The following is a 16,143-nucleotide window of genomic DNA, read 5'->3' as shown; positions in this document are numbered from 1 at the left end:
TGGAGCTGGATGGCGATTCGAAGATGAGTCGTCCAGCTCTCGCCAGAATTATCGAGACCACTTGATGCGTTTTCTCGAAGACCTGCAGGTCGGCCAGCGCCGCGAGCTCGGCTCCTACACTTTCACAGCGGAAAAGATCATCGCGTTCGCGACGCAGTTCGATCCGCAACCGTTTCATCTCGACGAGGAGGCCGGCCGCCAATCGCTGTTCGGCGGGCTGGCGGCGTCGGGCTGGCATATCGCCTCGGCGTGCATGAGGCTGCTGGTTCTCGAGCGCCAGCAGGAGGCAATCGAGGAAGCGGCGCGCGGCGAGCCGGTCGCGGTGTGGGGGCCGTCGCCGGGCTTCCGGGATCTGCGCTGGATCAAGCCGGTGCTCGCAGGCGACACCGTTGTTTATGCTAATGTGGTCGAGTCGGTGCGGCCGTCTGATTCGCGACCGGAGTGGGGAATCGTTCAGGCCCGCAACACCGGATGCAATCAGCGCGGCGAGCTGGTGTTCTCATTCCTCGCCACCGCCTTCGTGCCGCGGCGTTCGCAGGGCGAGTGAGGCTGTCGCGCAACAGCCTTTCGGAATTTAACCAAATGCGATCGTTTTGGGCGAGACTGCCGCGGAACGGCCGTTCTATTAAGACGTTGTGAACCCTGCACGGGCATTGCTCGACAGGCCGGCAGGGCAAGGGGACTTGAGATCGATGGCGGACCAAGCGGGACTTAAATGGGTGGGCTTTATCTTCGCCACCATCACCTTGGCCGTCATGATCACCACCGGCATGGTGGTGAAGGGCAATGCCGACGGCGCTTACTTGCTCGATCCTGCCGCTGTTTCGTCGGGCGCCAGCCGCTGACGATCAGCCTCTGACGATCAGCCTCCGATCATCTCCAAGTGACGAACAGCAAGTGACGACCAGCCGCCGACCCGCCAGTCATTGAGCTGCCGCTTCTTCACGCCGCCTCTCGCTGAACTGATTCTGCAGAACGACCGGGCGGTGCACTATTGCGCCATCGCCGATCTTAACGTTTCGTTCACCATCCGAATCGCAACAAAAAAATGCAGCCATCTCGCGACGGCTGCATTCGATGTCTTGCGGCGCTTTCAGCGGGCGCGAACGGACTCAGCCGTTGCGCAAAGTGTCTGCGGCGCGCTTCCACTGCGAGACGTTGTCCGCGATCATGCGGGTCGATTTCATCGCCTGCTGGCTGAGCTGGGCGTAGCCCGAAATCTCGCGCTGAACCCGTTGACCTTCGGCATGCAGAAGGTCGCGCAGCGCCTCCAGTTCGCCGATCAGGTTTTCGATTTCGGCGAGCGACGTGCCGGCGACGCGCTGGATCAGCGAGTTGACGCTGGAGACGGTCGCCTCGGCGCTGGCCTCGAGCGGCTGTGCGGCCGAAGACGACGCCAGAGCCGAACTGTCTGCGCTGTTCAGCGTGCCCGGTGACGGCCGGCGTAGATAAGCGATATCGTTGCGAACGAAGTCGCGGATGCCCGCTTCGACTTCGGAAACCACGGCGAGGTTCTCGTCGGTCTCGGGCGTATCAGTCTTCTCGGATGGAATGGCATTCATCGGCTGTTCCCCTTGAGTGAGCGTCGAGCAGCGCGGTGGTCCCCCGCCCGCCAATACCAACGCATCAAATGCAGTCCAATTTGACCGCATCGCGGCCAATCTGAGGCGGCAGTCCGGTGTTTCGACAAAATCACTAACCAAATGCTAACGACGTCGCGCCGTTGGTTCCACTACGCGCGCTCAGGCGATCCGCGGCAGATCGATCGGATGGCCGATCGCCTGTTCGACCAGATCGAACGTGTCGATCAGAATCCGCATACTCACCAACTTTCCGGCCTTGAACTGCGTGAACTGCGCCATCCGCAGGCTGATCGGCTTGTTGGAATCGAGCGCTGTGAGCGAATAGCGGATCATCGAGGCGGAGGTGTCGACGCCGAGCATGATCGCCTCGCGATCGAAGCGATGGATGCGGACGTTGTCGGCGATCTGCCGGCAGACCTCGAGCACCGCCGCCTTGCCGTGGCGCGCGCCGAAAAACGGAAACATGTCGATCGGACCGTAGATCGCCCAATCGATATCCTCGTCGATCATGTTGCTCAGGTCTTCGTGTTGGCGTTCGTTAAGCGCGCGATGCAAAGCCCGCGAGAAACGCCAGAGGCAGTGCTCTGTCATGAACCATTCCGGGTTTTGAAAAACGGGATTGTCGATTCAGCCAGCGGCACCCTGGCGACATCTGTGTCGCCGTGCCCTTTGCAATTTGCTGCGCCAATGCGAACGAGTTAGAAGCGTTCGCGTCGAATTGCAACGACTTTTTGTGCATTGCACAAAATGTAGCACGATAGCTTTAGAGCTTGCGGCATAGGCAAAACTCGCAATTACTGGTAGTAAATCTTTCCGTTAGTATCCAAAAGTACGCTGTTTATGGGCCAATCAACGCGTATCTGAGACAATTGCGGGGCCGCCAGGAGCGGCGCGGCCCGCCGTGCTGCACGCCTCCGCTGACTCATGCGGAATCAGTACGCAGCTATGCGGCGCATGACTAATTGTTCCCGATCGTGCGCGCGGCGATATCGCCGTCGGCTCGGATCAAGCAGATATAGTTGATCACCCGATCACGCGCGCATGACGCGGACCTTCGCGCGCGCGATCAGGCCTTCGCCTTGCCCGCTTTCTTCTTTGCTTTCTTCTTCGCTGGCTTCTTGGCGGGCTTCGGCTTGTCCGCCGCCGCCTTCTTCGCTGCCGTCTTAGCTGGCGCCGTAGCGGCGGCCGTGGCGGCGGCGGCCGCGGTCTCGGCCGCCTTGCGCATCGCCCGCGCATAGGAGTCCGCCGCATTGTCGGCGGCGACCTGCAGCCGTTTCGCCGCGGCGAGGCCTTGCTCCATCGCCGCCTTGGCCAGCTCCTTGGCGCGCGCCTTGCCGGTCGCGTCCTTGGCCTTGGCGGCGAGGCCGAGATAGTGATCGCGCCGCGCCTTCGCCGCGCCGGTCAGGGTCTTGTTCTGCTGCTTCGCGAGCTGCCGGATGATGCCATCCAGATCGGCGTCGGCCATTCCTGTAGTCCCCCAGTCAACGAACATTCGTTGCCGCGGAATATGCGTGCGCGCGCCGCGAATGGCAATTCGCCGCCGCGGGTGATCGGCGCGCGCCGGCCTTGACTTCGCGGGCGTCTCGGACAATCTCGCCGCCAATAAATCTCAAGAACCAGGGAGAACAAGAAAATGGCCGACGCCTACATCATCGACGCCGTCCGCACCCCGCGCGGGATCGGCAAGGTCGGCAAGGGCAAACTGGCGGAGATGCATCCGCAACATCTCGCCGCCGCCGTGCTCAAGGCGATCGCCGACCGCAACAAGCTCAACACCGCCGACGTCGATGATATCATCTGGTCGACCTCGACCCAGCGCGGCAAGCAGGGCGGCGACCTCGGCCGGATGGCGGCGCTCGACGCCGGCTACGACATCAAGGCCTCCGGCACCACGCTCGACCGCTTCTGCGGCGGCGGCATCACCGCGGTGAACTTCGCCGCGGCGCAGATCATGGCCGGCATGGAGGACGTGGTGATCGCCGGCGGCACCGAGATGATGTCGCTGACCGCGTCGATGGCCGCCGAGGACATGGCGGCCGGCAAGCCGCCGCTCGGCATGGGTTCGGGCAATGCGCGGCTCGCCAAGGTGCATCCGCAGTCGCATCAGGGCATCTGCGGCGACGCCATCGCCTCGATGGAAGGAATCAGCCGCGAGGCGCTCGACGCGCTCGGGCTGGAGAGCCAGCGCCGCGCCGCGATCGCCATCAAGGAAGGCCGCTTCGACAAGAGCATTGTTCCGGTCAAGGACGACGACGGCAACGTCGTGCTGGCGAAGGACGAATATCCGCGCCCGGAGACCACGGCGGAAGGCCTCGCGGCGCTGAAGCCGGCCTTCACCGCGATGGCGGACTATCCGCTCGACGAGCAGGGCACCACCTATCGCAAGCTGATCAACCAGAAATATCCCGACCTCGAGATCAAGCACGTCCACCACGCCGGCAATTCCTCGGGCGTGGTCGACGGCGCCGCGGCGCTGCTCTTGACCTCGAAGTCCTACGCCGACGCCCACGGCCTCAAGCCGCGCGCCAGGATCGTGGCGATGGCCAATATCGGCGACGACCCGACCTTGATGCTGAACGCCCCGGTGCCGGCGGCGAACAAGGTGCTGGCGAAGGCCGGGCTCACCAAGGACGACATCGACCTGTGGGAGATCAACGAGGCGTTCGCGGTGGTCGCCGAGAAGTTCATCCGCGACCTCGATCTCGACCGCGACAAGGTCAACGTCAACGGCGGCGCGATCGCGCTCGGCCATCCGATCGGCGCCACCGGCGCGATCCTGATCGGCACCGTGCTCGACGAACTTGAACGCCGCGGCCTGAAGCGCGGCCTGGTGACGATGTGCGCCGCCGGCGGCATGGCGCCTGCGATCATCATCGAGCGGGTGTGAGGCGAAGAGCGGTTTCGCACGCCTGCGGCGGCATCGAGTGGTCCACGCGGCGTTGAGGAGCTGAACTGACTGAAAAGGGCGGTGCTATGCGCCGCCCTTTTTGTTGTGGCCGAACCTCTCTACTCGTCATCGCCGGGCCTGACCCGGTCGGTCGTGGGACATGCGATAAGGCCCGTGCGCGCGACGAGCGCTCCGGACAATTCAGCCGCCGCATTCGCGACGAGTCGTTCCCGCGCAGGCGGGAACCCATAGCCCCTGGCTTCTCGGCTGAAGGAAGTCCCTTTCGCATTGCCTCGATCGAGAGGCTGCGGCGTATGGGTCCCCGCCTGCGCGGGGACGACTGGCTGAGAGGCAATCTCTGGAGTGCGGACGAGCGTGCGGGACCACGGCTGACATGCCTGCGCCCCATCCTCCGCGCGCCGATCGTCCCTATATGACGATCATGCCCTCAAAATCCTCTTCCACCATCGCCCGCCCCAAGCGGCCGCCGCCAGTGCTGATCTGCGGCAAATGCCTGTCCCGCATCGACGGCGGCAAGAAGCTCAAGCAGGCGCTGAAGGCCGAACTGAAGCAGCGCGCCGTCGCGCACGGCGGCAAGCGCGCCAAGCTCGTCACCACCGGCTGCCTCGGCATCTGCCCCAAGCGCGCGGTGGTCACCGCCAGCGCGGCGACGTTGGGACGAGGGGAGTATGTGCTGATGGAGGATCGAAAGGATGTGGCCGATGCAATGGCAGCGTTGATGCCGGAGGAGGAGGCGTAGGCGTTTCTTTCCAGCAACGCCGGGGTTGTCATGCCCGGGGCAGTTGAACCCTTATTGCCGCGCGTGGCTGCGCCACCAGACTGATCCCCAGGGCGTGCAGCACCCTCAGCACGGTCGCAAACTCGGGTTTCGTGTCTCCGCCAAGCGCGCGATATAGGTTCTCCCGCGACAAGCCGGTGTCTTCCGCCACAATGCTCATGCCTTTGGCGCGCGCGACAGTTCCGATCGCCTTGGTGATCAGCGCCGGGTCCTCGGACTCGAAAGCTTCGGTCAGATACTCTGCGATCATCTCTGGGCTGTCGAGGTAATCAGCCGCATCGAACGTTGTGGTGCGCACCATGCTTAATCCTCCAAATCCTCGGCGAGTTGTTTTGCGCTGGCAATGTCGGCAGCTTGTGAACTCTTGTCGCCGCCACACAGCAGAATGACCAATTCTGTTCCGCGCCGGACGAAGTACACGCGATAGCCTGGCCCGTAGTGGATACGGAGTTCGCTCACTCCGTCACCTACGGGCGCCACGTCACCTGGGTTTCCAAGTTCAAGCCTGTCGATCCGCAACAGAATTTTCACGCGAGCCCGGGTGTCTCGCAGATTTCGTAGCCAGCGCTCGAATTCTGGCGTCTTCCGGATCGTCGGCATCGGTCGCCTCGACTGTAGCGTAAGCGCTACAGTCGATCTTGGCAAGTGGGTCCGCTACCTCTTCTTCCACCCGCCCCGATGCCCCGGCGCGCCGCCGCTGCTGCGCGGCGCGGGACCGAATTCCGGCCCGGACTCGCGGCTGTTGGTCGGCTGATAGATCTTGCTCTCCGCACCCGGGCCCATCTCGTCGAGGGTCGGTTTGCGCGGCTTGGGCCGTTGCACCTTCTTGATCTCGTGCCAGCCGGCGATGCCCATTTCGTCGAGATCGGGCTTGTGCACCTTGCTGCGCGGGGTGTTGTTGCCGCCGCGTTCGGTCGACAGCTTCGGCAGATTGGCCGAGGCGCCGAATTGTTTGTCGCCCTTGTAGCTCCCGGCTTTCGCCGCGACGCCGCGTTGCTTGACGGTGGGGTCGTCGATCACCGCGAGTTCGGTGGCGCGCAGGCGTTTGACTTCGTCACGCAGCCTTGCGGCTTCCTCGAAGTTCAGATCGGCCGCCGCCTCGCGCATCCTGGTTTCGAGGTCGGCCAGCACCGCGCCGAAATTATGCCCGATCACCGCGGCGTCGTCGGTGAAGCCCGAGCCCTTGCCGTCGCCGATCTCCACCAGCACATGGTCGCGCTCGTAAACCGAGCCCAGGATATCGCCGATCGATTTCTTGATGCTCTCCGGCGTGATGCCGTGCGCGGTGTTGTATTCGATCTGCTTCTCACGACGGCGACCGGTCTCGTCCATCGCCCGCTGCATCGAGCCGGTGACGTGATCGGCATAGAGGATCACCTTGCCGTCGACATTTCGCGCGGCTCTGCCGATCGTTTGGATCAGCGACGTCTCGCTGCGCAAAAAGCCTTCCTTGTCGGCGTCGAGGATCGCCACCAGCGCGCATTCCGGAATGTCGAGGCCCTCGCGCAACAGATTGATGCCGACCAGCGCGTCGAACGCGCCTAAGCGAAGATCGCGGATGATCTCGATGCGCTCGATGGTGTCGATGTCGGAATGCATGTAGCGCACGCGGATTCCCTGCTCGTGCAGAAACTCCGTGAGGTCCTCCGCCATCCGCTTGGTCAGCACGGTGATCAGCGAGCGATAGCCGGCGTTGGCGGTGGCGCGGACTTCGCCGACCAGATCGTCGACCTGGGTGCGCGCCGGGCGGATGTCGACCGGCGGGTCGATCAGCCCGGTCGGGCGGATCACCTGCTCGACGAACACGCCGCCGCTTTCGTTCAGCTCCCACGCCGCCGGCGTCGCCGACACCGCGACCGATTGCGGGCGCATCATGTCCCATTCTTCAAAGCGTAGCGGCCGGTTGTCCATGCAGGACGGCAGCCGGAAGCCGTATTCGGCCAGCGTCGCCTTGCGCCGGAAGTCGCCTTTGAACATGCCGCCGATCTGCGGCACGGTGACGTGGCTCTCGTCGGCGAACACCAGCGCATTGTCCGGCACGTATTCGAACAGCGTCGGCGGCGGCTCGCCGGGGCGGCGGCCGGTGAGATAGCGCGAGTAGTTCTCGATGCCGGCGCAAGAGCCGGTCGCTTCCATCATCTCGATGTCGAAGGTGGTGCGCTGCTCCAGCCGCTGCGCTTCCAGCAGGCGGCCCTGCGCGTGCAACTGATCGAGCCGCCATTTCAGCTCGGATTTGATCGACTTGATCGCCTGGATCAGCGTCGGCCGCGGCGTCACATAGTGCGAATTGGCGTAGATCTTGACGAATTCCAGCTCGTCCTGCTTGTGCCCGGTGAGCGGGTCGAATTCCTCGATGGTCTCGACCGTGTCGCCGAACAGGCCGACGCGCCAGGCGCGGTCCTCGTAGTGCGCCGGGAAGATGTCGATGACGTCGCCGCGCACCCGGAAGGTGCCGCGGGTGAAGTCGGCCTGGGTGCGCTTGTATTGCAGCGCGACCAGATCGGCGATCAGCTGGCGCTGGTCGATCCGCTCGCCCTTCTTCAGCGCGAAGGTCATCGCCGTATAGGTCTCGACCGAGCCGATACCGTAGATGCACGACACCGAGGCGACGATGATGACGTCGTCGCGCTCCAAGAGGGCGCGCGTCGCCGAATGCCGCATCCGGTCGATCTGCTCGTTGATCGAGGAATCCTTCTCGATATAGGTGTCGGTGCGCGGAACGTAGGCTTCCGGCTGATAGTAGTCGTAATACGAGACGAAATACTCGACCGCGTTGTCCGGGAAGAAGCTCTTGAACTCGCCGTAGAGCTGCGCCGCCAGCGTCTTGTTCGGCGCCAGGATGATCGCCGGCCGCTGCGTCGCCTCGATCACCTTGGCCATGGTGTAGGTCTTGCCCGAGCCGGTGACGCCGAGCAGCACCTGCGTTCGGTCATTGCGGTCGATGCCTTCGACCAGTTCCTTGATCGCGGTCGGCTGGTCGCCCTTCGGCTCGTATTCCGACTTGATGACGAAGCGGACGCCGCCTTCGGATTTCTCCGGTCGCGGCGGGCGATGCGGCACCCACAGCTTGACGCCGCCATCGTCGCCCTTGAATTCCGGCCGGCCCTCGCGGATCAGATTCTCCAGCGCCTCGGCGGTGGCCTGCACGCCGAGCGCTTCCATCTTGTTGCGCGGCGGCCGCGCCATCGCGGCCTCATCGTCTTCCTCGGTCGGCAGCCCGAGCTGCCGCGCGAGCTCGGGATCGAGCGTCGGGATGGTGGCGGCGGTGCCGTAGGTGGCTTGGGGGGCTTCGTCGAAGCCTTGCGAGTCACGGCCCGCGGCGTCTCCACCCCGACCCTCCCCCGCAAGCGGGAGAGGGGACGATGGTTGCCCCTCCGCGAAATGATCGCTGACGTGTTCCCCCGACGCCTGCCGCGCGGAGCCCTCTCCCGCTTGCGGGGGAGGGTTGGGTGCGGGCACTTGCGATGCGGACGATCGCCCGCCGACCGGCTGCGGATTCGGCCGCAGCGGCATCGCGCGCGGCGCGGCCTCGTCGCCGAAAGCCTTGGGCGTCGAGGCCCGGCCGCGATGCATCGCGGCTTCGCCGCCGGTGCGGCGGTCGCGCGAATTGTCCGGCGGCGGCTGCAGCCCGGTGCCCGAGCCCATGCCGGCGTCGCCGCGATTGATCGCGGGATTGAGCAGTTCCGCCAGCGCCGGCCCGATCGGTTTGACGTCGGGCCGGTGGGCTTTGGAATTCGGCGCCTTGGATTTCGGCGCTTTCGATTTCGGCTGTGAGGGTTTGTCGGGAGTCTTCGCCATCCGGGCAATATGGGGCGGAGCGGCGGCTGAATAAAGGGTTTGCGTCTAAGCCGGCGCAGACCGCAACCGCCTCAGCGATCGGGGCAGCCGAGCCTCGATCGCGTGCAGGATGCGCGCCTCTTCGGCGCGCCTCGAAGGATGGGCCGCTGCGCAGCGGCCTCGACCTGTCTCCGCATCCTTCGAGGCGTGCAAGGGCGCGCGCCTCAGGATGACGGCATTGCAATCTGCGGCGCCCCAGTTGAACGCATGGCACGCCGCACGCGGGCAAGCCACCTCACGCGGACCCGACAATTGACTGCCTTACGCCGCGCTCTTGTTCGCCCGCATCAGGTCCGAGAAGCGGCGGAACAGATAATGCGAGTCTTGCGGGCCGGGCGAGGCCTCGGGGTGGTACTGCACCGAGAACACCGGCTTGTCCGCGAGCGCGATGCCGCAATTGCTGTCATCGAACAGCGAAATATGCGTCTGCGTGACGTTGTCCGGCAGGGTCGATTTGTCGACGGCGAAGCCGTGATTCATCGAGGTGATCTCGACCTTGCCGGTGGTGAGATCCTTGACCGGATGATTGGCGCCGTGATGGCCCTGATGCATCTTCACGGTCTTGCCGCCGAGCGCGAGGCCGAGCATCTGGTGACCGAGGCAGATGCCGAAGGTCGGCACGCCCGACGAGATCACCTCGCGGATCACCGGCACCGCGTATTTGCCGGTCGCGGCCGGATCGCCCGGGCCGTTCGACAGGAACACGCCGTCCGGCTTCATCGCCAGAATGTCGGCCGCCGAGGTGGTCGCCGGCACCACGGTCACCTTGCAGCCTTCGCCCGCGAGCAGCCGCAGGATATTGCGCTTGATGCCGTAATCGATCGCGACCACGTTGAATTCGGGCTTGTCCTGCCGGCCGAAGCCTTCGCCCCAGGCCCATGGCGTCTCGTCCCAAGTGAAGCGCTGCGCCGAGGTGACCATCGGCACCAGGTCCATGCCTTCGAGGCCGGGCCATTCGCGGGCTTCTTCCTTCAGCGCGTGCAGATCGAACTGGCCGCTGGGCGAATGCGCGATCACCGCATTGGGCATGCCCTTGCTGCGGATCAGCGCGGTCAGCGCCCGGGTGTCGATCCCCGACAGGCCGATGATGCCGCGCGCCTTCAGCCAGGCGTCGAGATGGCGCGACGAGCGATAGTTCGACGGCTCGGTGATCGCGCCGCGCAGGATCACGCCACGCGCGCCCGGCGTCGCCGCCATGTTCACCGTCTCGATATCCTCGTCATTGGCGCCGACATTGCCGATATGCGGGAAGGTGAAGGTGATGAGCTGTCCAGCATAGGACGGATCGGTGAGGATCTCCTCATAGCCGGTCATCGCGGTGTTGAAGCAGACCTCGCCGACGGCGTGGCCCTCCGCGCCGAGGCCGAAGCCTTCGAACACGGTGCCATCGGCGAGCACGAGCAGCGCGGTCGGTTGATGGTCCGGCCAGGCGGGATTGGATGCTGAATTGGTCATGAGCGCATGACATAGTACGGGCCATCGCCGTCGTCAAAGCGCCTTGCGCGGCAAATTGTGCGCATTTCGGCGATATTTGACTGCGAATTTCCGCTTTCGGGCTTCCGCCCCGGTGTTCCGGACGGATTCGTTCGCCGCGGGAGGCTCCATCGACACATCGTTGCCCGATCGTGCTGGTTCCGGGCTGGCTGGCTTCCGCGGATCGATGCACCGCAGCTCGGGCAGCCGCAGCCGCAGCCGACCGCCGAGGCGCTGGTCGGCTAGCTGCGGAACTGAGTTGTTTCAGGGCCGCGAAGGGCCTACATCAGGCGCAACACACGCCATTTGCCGTCATTGCGCGCGAAGCGAAGCAGTCCAGAGCGCCGAGCGCTGAGCCGTTGGATTGCTTCGTTGTTTCGTCTCCTCGCAATGACGCAGGATTGAAGGAGCTCGATATGCTGCGCGAAAACATCAACAACGCCGTCAAGGACGCGATGCGGGCCAAGGACGAGCGCAAGCTCTCGACGCTGCGGATGATGAATTCGTCGATCAAGAACGCCGACATCGAGGCGCGCGGTCAGGGCAAGCCGCCGCTCGCGGATGGCGATCTGCTCGGCCTGTTCCAGAAGATGATCAAGCAGCGCCAGGAATCGGTCGAGCTTTACGACAAAGGCGGCCGCGCCGAACTCGCCGATCAGGAGCGTGCCGAGATCGCGGTGATTCAGAACTATCTGCCGCAGCAGATGTCGGACGCCGACGTCGATGCGGCGATCGCCGCCATGATTGCGGAGACCAGCGCGGCCGGCATCAAGGACATGGGCAAGGTGATCGCCGCGCTGAAGGCGAAATACGCCGGCCAGATGGATTTCGGCAAGGCCAGCGGCCTGGTGAAGGCGGCGCTGACCGCGTGATCCATTTGCGCTCAGCCTCGCCCCGCGGCGACCAGCGGTCGAGGGGAGGGCGCGCACGACCGGCCCAGAACTGAAGCGAGCCGCGAATGCTCACCGAAACCTCCGACTACGACAGCCTCTACCGCGACTTCCGCTGGTCGGTTCCCGCCCGCTTCAACATCGCGACCGCAGCGTGCGATCGGCACGCGATCGGCGACAAGCCGGCGCTGATTTATGTCGACGAAGCCGGCGCGGTCACGCGGATGTCGTTCGCCGAGATCGCTAGCGCCTCGCGCCGCTTCGCCAATGTGCTGAAGGCCGCCGGCCTCGCGCGCGGCGACCGCGTCGCGGTGTTCCTGTCGCAATCGATCGAGCTGCCGATCGCGCATCTGGCGGCGTTTCGTTCGGGGCTCGTCTCGGTGCCGCTGTTCACGCTGTTCGGCGAGGACGCGCTGGAGTTTCGTCTGTCGAATTCCGGCGCCCGCGCGGTGGTCACCGACGAGAGCGGGCTGCCGAAGCTGCTCAAGATCCGCGACCGCCTCCCGGAGTTGCGGCAGATCTACGTCACCGGGGGCGCGGCGCCGTCCGGCATCGAGTTGTTCTGGTCCAAGCTCGATGCGGCGTCCGATGCGTTCGAGACGGTCGACACCTCCTGCGACGATCCCGCGATCATCATCTACACCTCGGGTACGACCGGTAACCCCAAAGGCGCGCTGCACGCCCATCGCGTGCTGCTCGGCCATCTGCCGAATGTCGAGATGGCGCACGACTTCTTTCCGAGGCCCGGCGACCTGATGTGGACGCCGGCGGATTGGGCGTGGATCGGCGGATTGTTCGATGCGCTGTTTCCGGCCTGGTATCATGGCGTCGCGATGCTTGGCCACCGCGCCAGAAAGTTCGAGCCGCAGGCCGCGATGCAGCTGATGGCCGATCACGGCGTCCGCAACGTGTTCCTGCCGCCGACTGCGCTGAAGCTGATGCGGCAGGCCGATGTGAAACATCCCGGCGTCAAGCTGCGCAGCATCTTCACCGGCGGCGAGTCGCTCGGCGGCGAATTGCTGGCCTGGGTGCGCGCCACTTTCGGCGTCGATGCGCACGAGATCTACGGCCAGACCGAATGCAATCTGGTGGTCGGCAACAACGCCCGGCTGTTTCCGATCCGTCCCGGCTCGATGGGCAAGGCGACGCCGGGTTTCGATGTCCGCATCGTCGATGAAGACGGCCGGGAATTGCCGTGCGGCGAGCGCGGCATCATCGGCGTGCGCCAGCCCAATCCCTGCACCATGCTGGAATATTGGAAGAACCCTGAGGCGACCGCGAAGAAATTCGCGGGCGGCTTCCTGCTCACCGGAGATCTGGCCAGGCAGGACGGCGACGGTTACTTCTGGTACGACAGCCGCGAGGACGATGTCATTACCTCGGCCGGCTATCGCATCGGCCCGTCGGAGATCGAGCACACGCTGTTGAAGCATCCGGCGGTAGCGTTCGCCGCGGTGGTCGGCGTGCCCGATCCGATCCGCACCGAAGCGATCAAGGCCTGGATCGTTCTCCGCCCGGGCTTCGCCAAGGGCGACGCGTTGGCGCGCGAGATCCAGAATTTCGTCAAGGTCCAGCTTGCCGCCCACGAATATCCCCGCCACGTCGAATTCACCGAGACGTTGCCGATGACCGCGACCGGCAAGGTGCTGCGCCGCGAGCTGCGGGCGAAGGGGTAGGGCGCTCAGGCCTTCGATCATTGTGGACCGTTGATCCGGATGCGGGCACGGCGCGCTCCCTCTCCCGCTTGCGGGAGAGGGTCGGGGTGAGGGCGAGCCGAGCACTGGCTCTCCGACTCGCCCAGACTCAGCTTCCCCCACGCTCCGCGATCCGACCTTCCCCGCAAGCAAGAGAGGTGCGCGCGTCGCGTATGGTGCACGACATCCGCGTTTGTTTTCGTCACTGAGTAATTGGTGCGCTGCAACTGATCGCTTTGCTTTGTGCATCGCAGCGTCGCAAGTAGCGTTTCGCCAACGAGTGATGAGCCGTTGCCGCGATTGGCAATTGACGCCGGCAGCAACGCGGCGCCTAATGCTCGCAACTAATAACGACGAGCATCGCAGCCGTTGACCAGGGAGGAGCGACCATGTCGATCTCCGGTAAGGTTGATCCCGTCGTGCGCCGGATCACGGTCGCCGATATTGCGGAAGCGTTCGGACAGGGCCTGCGCGATTTTCAGGCGGCGCCGCTGGTCGGCCTCGCCTTCGGCGCGTTCTATGCCGCGGGCGGCGTGCTGATCCTGCTCTGCCTCACTGCGCTTCAGATGGTGTATCTGGCCTATCCGCTCGCCGCCGGCTTCGCGCTGATCGGCCCGTTCGTCGCGCTCGGGCTGTACGAGGTCAGCCGGCAGCGCGAGGCGGGGCGCAAGCCGTCGCTGATGCAGATTGTCGGGCTGATCCGCACCCGCGGCGAACTCGGCTGGATGGCGTTCGTCACGCTGTTCCTGTTCGTGGTCTGGATGTATCAGGTCCGCCTGCTGATCGCGCTGCTGCTCGGCGTCAGCGCCTCGTTCGGCAGCCTGCAGGAGTTCATCTCGGTGGTGCTGACCACCAATGAGGGGCTGGTGTTCCTCGCGATCGGCAATTGCGTCGGCGCCGGCCTCGCGCTGGTGCTGTTCTCGCTGACCGTGGTGTCGTTCCCGCTGCTGCTCGACCGCGACGTCGATTTCGTCACCGCGATGGTGACCAGCATCCGCGCCGTGGTGATGAGCCCGCTGCCGATGATCGGCTGGGCCGCCACCATCGTGCTGCTGCTGGCGATCTCGGCATTGCCGTATTTCCTCGGGCTGGTGGTGACGCTGCCGATCCTCGGCCACACCACCTGGCATCTGTATCGCAAGATCGTCGCGCCGGTGGCCGCCGAGCAGCCGGAGACGATTCCGGTCGCCGGCGCCGACAATGTACTGGCGCTGCCGCGGACCGCGACGCGCAACTGACGCGTCGCCAGATCTCCCCGCGCTCCGGGGGCAACGATGGCGGATCGGCTCGCGCCGCCGCCGCACGGCTGCTATCGTCGCGACGAATCCGATCGCGAATGGGAATGCCGATGTCGTTGCAGCTCTATCTCACCTATCTCACCGCCTGCATCGTGCTGGCGCTGTTGCCCGGGCCGGTGGTGACGCTGGTGATCGCCAACGGGCTGCGCCACGGCACGCGCGCCGCGCTGTTGAACGTCGCCGGCGCGCAGCTCGGGCTCGGTCTCGTGATCGCGCTGGTCGCGGTCGGGCTGACATCGCTGATGGCGACGATGGGCTATTGGTTCGACTGGCTGCGTCTGCTCGGCGCCGCTTATCTGGTGTGGCTCGGCATCGGGCTGATCCGGTCGCCGGTCGAAGGCGTGGCAACCGACGCGCCGCCGCCGCCGCCGCGCGGCGGATTCTTCCTGCAGGGGCTGGTGGTGCTGCTCGCCAATCCGAAGGTGCTGGTGTTCTTCGGCGCGTTCATTCCGCAATTCGTCGACATGCAGCGCGATCACATCCCGCAGGTGGCGCTGCTTGGAGCCACCTTCATGGCGATCGTCGCCGTCACCGACGCGATCTACGCGTTGCTGGCGGGGCGGGCGCGCACGATGTTCTCGGCGCGCCGCACGCGGCTGATGTCGCGGATCTCCGGCGGCTTCATGATCGGCGGCGGCGTCTGGCTCGCGCTCAGCCGCGCGAAGTAGAACGACGTCATTCCGGGGCGCTCGCGACAGCGAGCGAACCCGGAGTCTCGAGGTTGCCCGGGGATCGGATTCCGGGTTCGCCGCTGCGCGGCGCCCCGGAATGACGGCGTGGAGAGGCAGCGGACGGAGCCTGAACCTACGCCAGCGCCTTGTCGCGCAGCGTCGCTTCGATCGCGGTGAGCACGCGCGCCAGTCGCTCCGCCCATTCGGCCTGTCCGGTCTCGTCGATGATCTGGTCCTGGCGGATCTCGATGCCGGAATTGATCAGGCCGCGCGCCTCGCCATGCACCGGGATTGAATAATCGGTGCCGTCGCTCACCGCATAAGGCTGGTTGTCGCCGACCACGAGGCCGCTCTCGCGGCGCAGCTCGGCGAGCAGCAGCGGCGGCAGCACGCGGTCGTGCTGATACAGCGTGCCGATGTGCCAGGGCCGCGCCATGCCGTGATACACCGGCGTGAACGAATGCAGCGCCAGCAGGACGGTCGGCCGGCCGGCGGCGAGCCGGGCGCTGATCGCCGCGTCGATGCGCGCATGGTAGGGATCGAAGATCAGCCGCCGGCGCTGCTCGGCCTCGGCGCGCGTCAGCCCGTCATTGCCGGGAATCGTGGTCGCTTCGCTGACCAGCGGAATCGAGCTCTCCGCGCCCGGCGGCCGGTTGCAGTCGATCACCAGCCGCGAATAGCGCTGCGCGATCAGATGCGCGTCGAGCGCGTCCGCGAGGCGCTCGGCGACGCCGGCGATGCCGACATCCCAGGCGATATGGCGGGCAAGCTCGGTTTCGGGCAGGCCGAGATCGCCGAGCTGCGGCGGGATCCGGCGGCCGTAATGGTCGCAAACCAGCAGAAACGGCGATGCTCCCGCCGTGTTACGCTCGATGACCGGAGCCTCTCCGGGCTCGAGGCGTAGGGATTCATCACGTGCGCCGTTCATTCGTGAAGTGCCTATCAAATCAGCAGCCCGCCCCGGACAACGCTGGTATCGTCTCAGCGTCGCAAAGTCGAGATCCATGCGTT

At 65.3% G+C, this 16,143-nt stretch carries 16 protein-coding genes; 8 read left to right on the top strand and 8 right to left on the bottom strand.

Translation table 11 applies throughout. The annotated features are described in order from the left end of the window. Positions 1–64: 64 nt before the first annotated feature. Positions 65–547: a MaoC family dehydratase gene (locus BMY71_RS21500; protein ID WP_011504376.1), complete on the top strand. Its 483-nt coding sequence runs from the start codon at positions 65–67 to the stop codon at positions 545–547. A 145-nt stretch (positions 548–692) separates the two neighbouring features. Further along, positions 693–845, top strand: coding sequence for a hypothetical protein (locus BMY71_RS25055; RefSeq protein WP_011504375.1), 153 nt, complete (start codon positions 693–695; stop codon positions 843–845). Positions 846–1,112: 267 nt separating this feature from the next. Here BMY71_RS25055 and BMY71_RS21490 read toward each other — a convergent pair whose 3' ends face one another. The 3 genes from BMY71_RS21490 to BMY71_RS21480 all read right to left on the bottom strand — a co-directional run bounded on the left by BMY71_RS21490 (position 1,113) and on the right by BMY71_RS21480 (position 3,048). Then, positions 1,113–1,562: a hypothetical protein gene (locus BMY71_RS21490; protein ID WP_011504374.1), complete on the bottom strand. Its 450-nt coding sequence runs from the start codon at positions 1,560–1,562 to the stop codon at positions 1,113–1,115. Positions 1,563–1,742: 180 nt separating this feature from the next. After that, positions 1,743–2,174, bottom strand: coding sequence for a nuclear transport factor 2 family protein (locus tag BMY71_RS21485; protein WP_011504373.1), 432 nt, complete (start codon positions 2,172–2,174; stop codon positions 1,743–1,745). A 475-nt stretch (positions 2,175–2,649) separates the two neighbouring features. Continuing rightward, a complete protein-coding gene (locus BMY71_RS21480) occupies positions 2,650–3,048 on the bottom strand; it encodes a hypothetical protein (RefSeq protein ID WP_092686103.1) in 399 nt (132 codons plus the stop codon). A gap of 168 nt (positions 3,049–3,216) precedes the next feature. Here BMY71_RS21480 and BMY71_RS21475 point away from each other — a divergent pair, with 168 nt between their 5' ends. After that, positions 3,217–4,470, top strand: coding sequence for an acetyl-CoA C-acetyltransferase (locus BMY71_RS21475; protein WP_092686102.1), 1,254 nt, complete (start codon positions 3,217–3,219; stop codon positions 4,468–4,470). Positions 4,471–4,903: 433 nt separating this feature from the next. Then, positions 4,904–5,230 (top strand): (2Fe-2S) ferredoxin domain-containing protein, encoded by a 327-nt coding sequence (locus tag BMY71_RS21470; protein ID WP_175557748.1) that lies wholly within the window; start codon positions 4,904–4,906, stop codon positions 5,228–5,230. A gap of 28 nt (positions 5,231–5,258) precedes the next feature. Here the strand turns inward: BMY71_RS21470 and BMY71_RS21465 are convergent, their stop codons facing one another. The 4 genes from BMY71_RS21465 to carA form a co-directional block, all read right to left on the bottom strand. Further along, positions 5,259–5,570 carry an addiction module antidote protein gene (locus tag BMY71_RS21465; RefSeq protein WP_092686100.1) on the bottom strand — a complete coding sequence of 104 codons (312 nt, stop codon included), beginning with the start codon at positions 5,568–5,570 and terminating at the stop codon, positions 5,259–5,261. A 2-nt stretch (positions 5,571–5,572) separates the two neighbouring features. Continuing rightward, the gene (locus BMY71_RS21460; protein ID WP_092686099.1) at positions 5,573–5,869 is read right to left on the bottom strand and encodes a type II toxin-antitoxin system RelE/ParE family toxin; all 297 of its coding nucleotides are present in this window, start codon (positions 5,867–5,869) and stop codon (positions 5,573–5,575) included. A 54-nt stretch (positions 5,870–5,923) separates the two neighbouring features. Then, entirely contained in the window at positions 5,924–9,067 is a 3,144-nt protein-coding gene (gene uvrB / locus BMY71_RS21455; RefSeq protein WP_092686098.1) for an excinuclease ABC subunit UvrB, read from the bottom strand. A gap of 300 nt (positions 9,068–9,367) precedes the next feature. After that, on the bottom strand, positions 9,368–10,561 hold the full coding sequence (carA, locus tag BMY71_RS21450; protein WP_092686097.1) for a glutamine-hydrolyzing carbamoyl-phosphate synthase small subunit: 1,194 nt from the start codon (positions 10,559–10,561) through the stop codon (positions 9,368–9,370). 434 nt (positions 10,562–10,995) lie between these two features. On the opposite strand from carA, the gene BMY71_RS21440 reads away from it, so the two are divergent. The 4 genes from BMY71_RS21440 (at position 10,996) to BMY71_RS21425 (ending at position 15,129) form a co-directional block, all read left to right on the top strand. Beyond that, positions 10,996–11,451 carry a GatB/YqeY domain-containing protein gene (locus tag BMY71_RS21440; RefSeq protein ID WP_011504365.1) on the top strand — a complete coding sequence of 152 codons (456 nt, stop codon included), beginning with the start codon at positions 10,996–10,998 and terminating at the stop codon, positions 11,449–11,451. Between the two features lie 86 nt (positions 11,452–11,537). Next, positions 11,538–13,145 carry an acyl-CoA synthetase gene (locus BMY71_RS21435; RefSeq protein ID WP_092686095.1) on the top strand — a complete coding sequence of 536 codons (1,608 nt, stop codon included), beginning with the start codon at positions 11,538–11,540 and terminating at the stop codon, positions 13,143–13,145. A gap of 407 nt (positions 13,146–13,552) precedes the next feature. Further along, complete coding sequence (locus tag BMY71_RS21430) at positions 13,553–14,401, top strand: DUF2189 domain-containing protein (protein ID WP_011504363.1); 849 nt, start codon at positions 13,553–13,555, stop codon at positions 14,399–14,401. 110 nt (positions 14,402–14,511) lie between these two features. After that, the gene (locus tag BMY71_RS21425; protein ID WP_092686164.1) at positions 14,512–15,129 is read left to right on the top strand and encodes a LysE family translocator; all 618 of its coding nucleotides are present in this window, start codon (positions 14,512–14,514) and stop codon (positions 15,127–15,129) included. 136 nt (positions 15,130–15,265) lie between these two features. Here BMY71_RS21425 and BMY71_RS21420 read toward each other — a convergent pair whose 3' ends face one another. Next, entirely contained in the window at positions 15,266–16,060 is a 795-nt protein-coding gene (locus BMY71_RS21420; RefSeq protein ID WP_092686094.1) for an N-formylglutamate amidohydrolase, read from the bottom strand. Positions 16,061–16,143 lie beyond the last annotated feature (83 nt).

Origin of the sequence: Rhodopseudomonas pseudopalustris (assembly GCF_900110435.1) — a bacterium.
Taxonomy (GTDB): Bacteria; Pseudomonadota; Alphaproteobacteria; order Rhizobiales; family Xanthobacteraceae; genus Rhodopseudomonas; species Rhodopseudomonas pseudopalustris.
The sequence above is the reverse complement of the archived record's forward strand: the minus strand, read 5'-3'. Positions and strand labels throughout refer to the sequence as shown.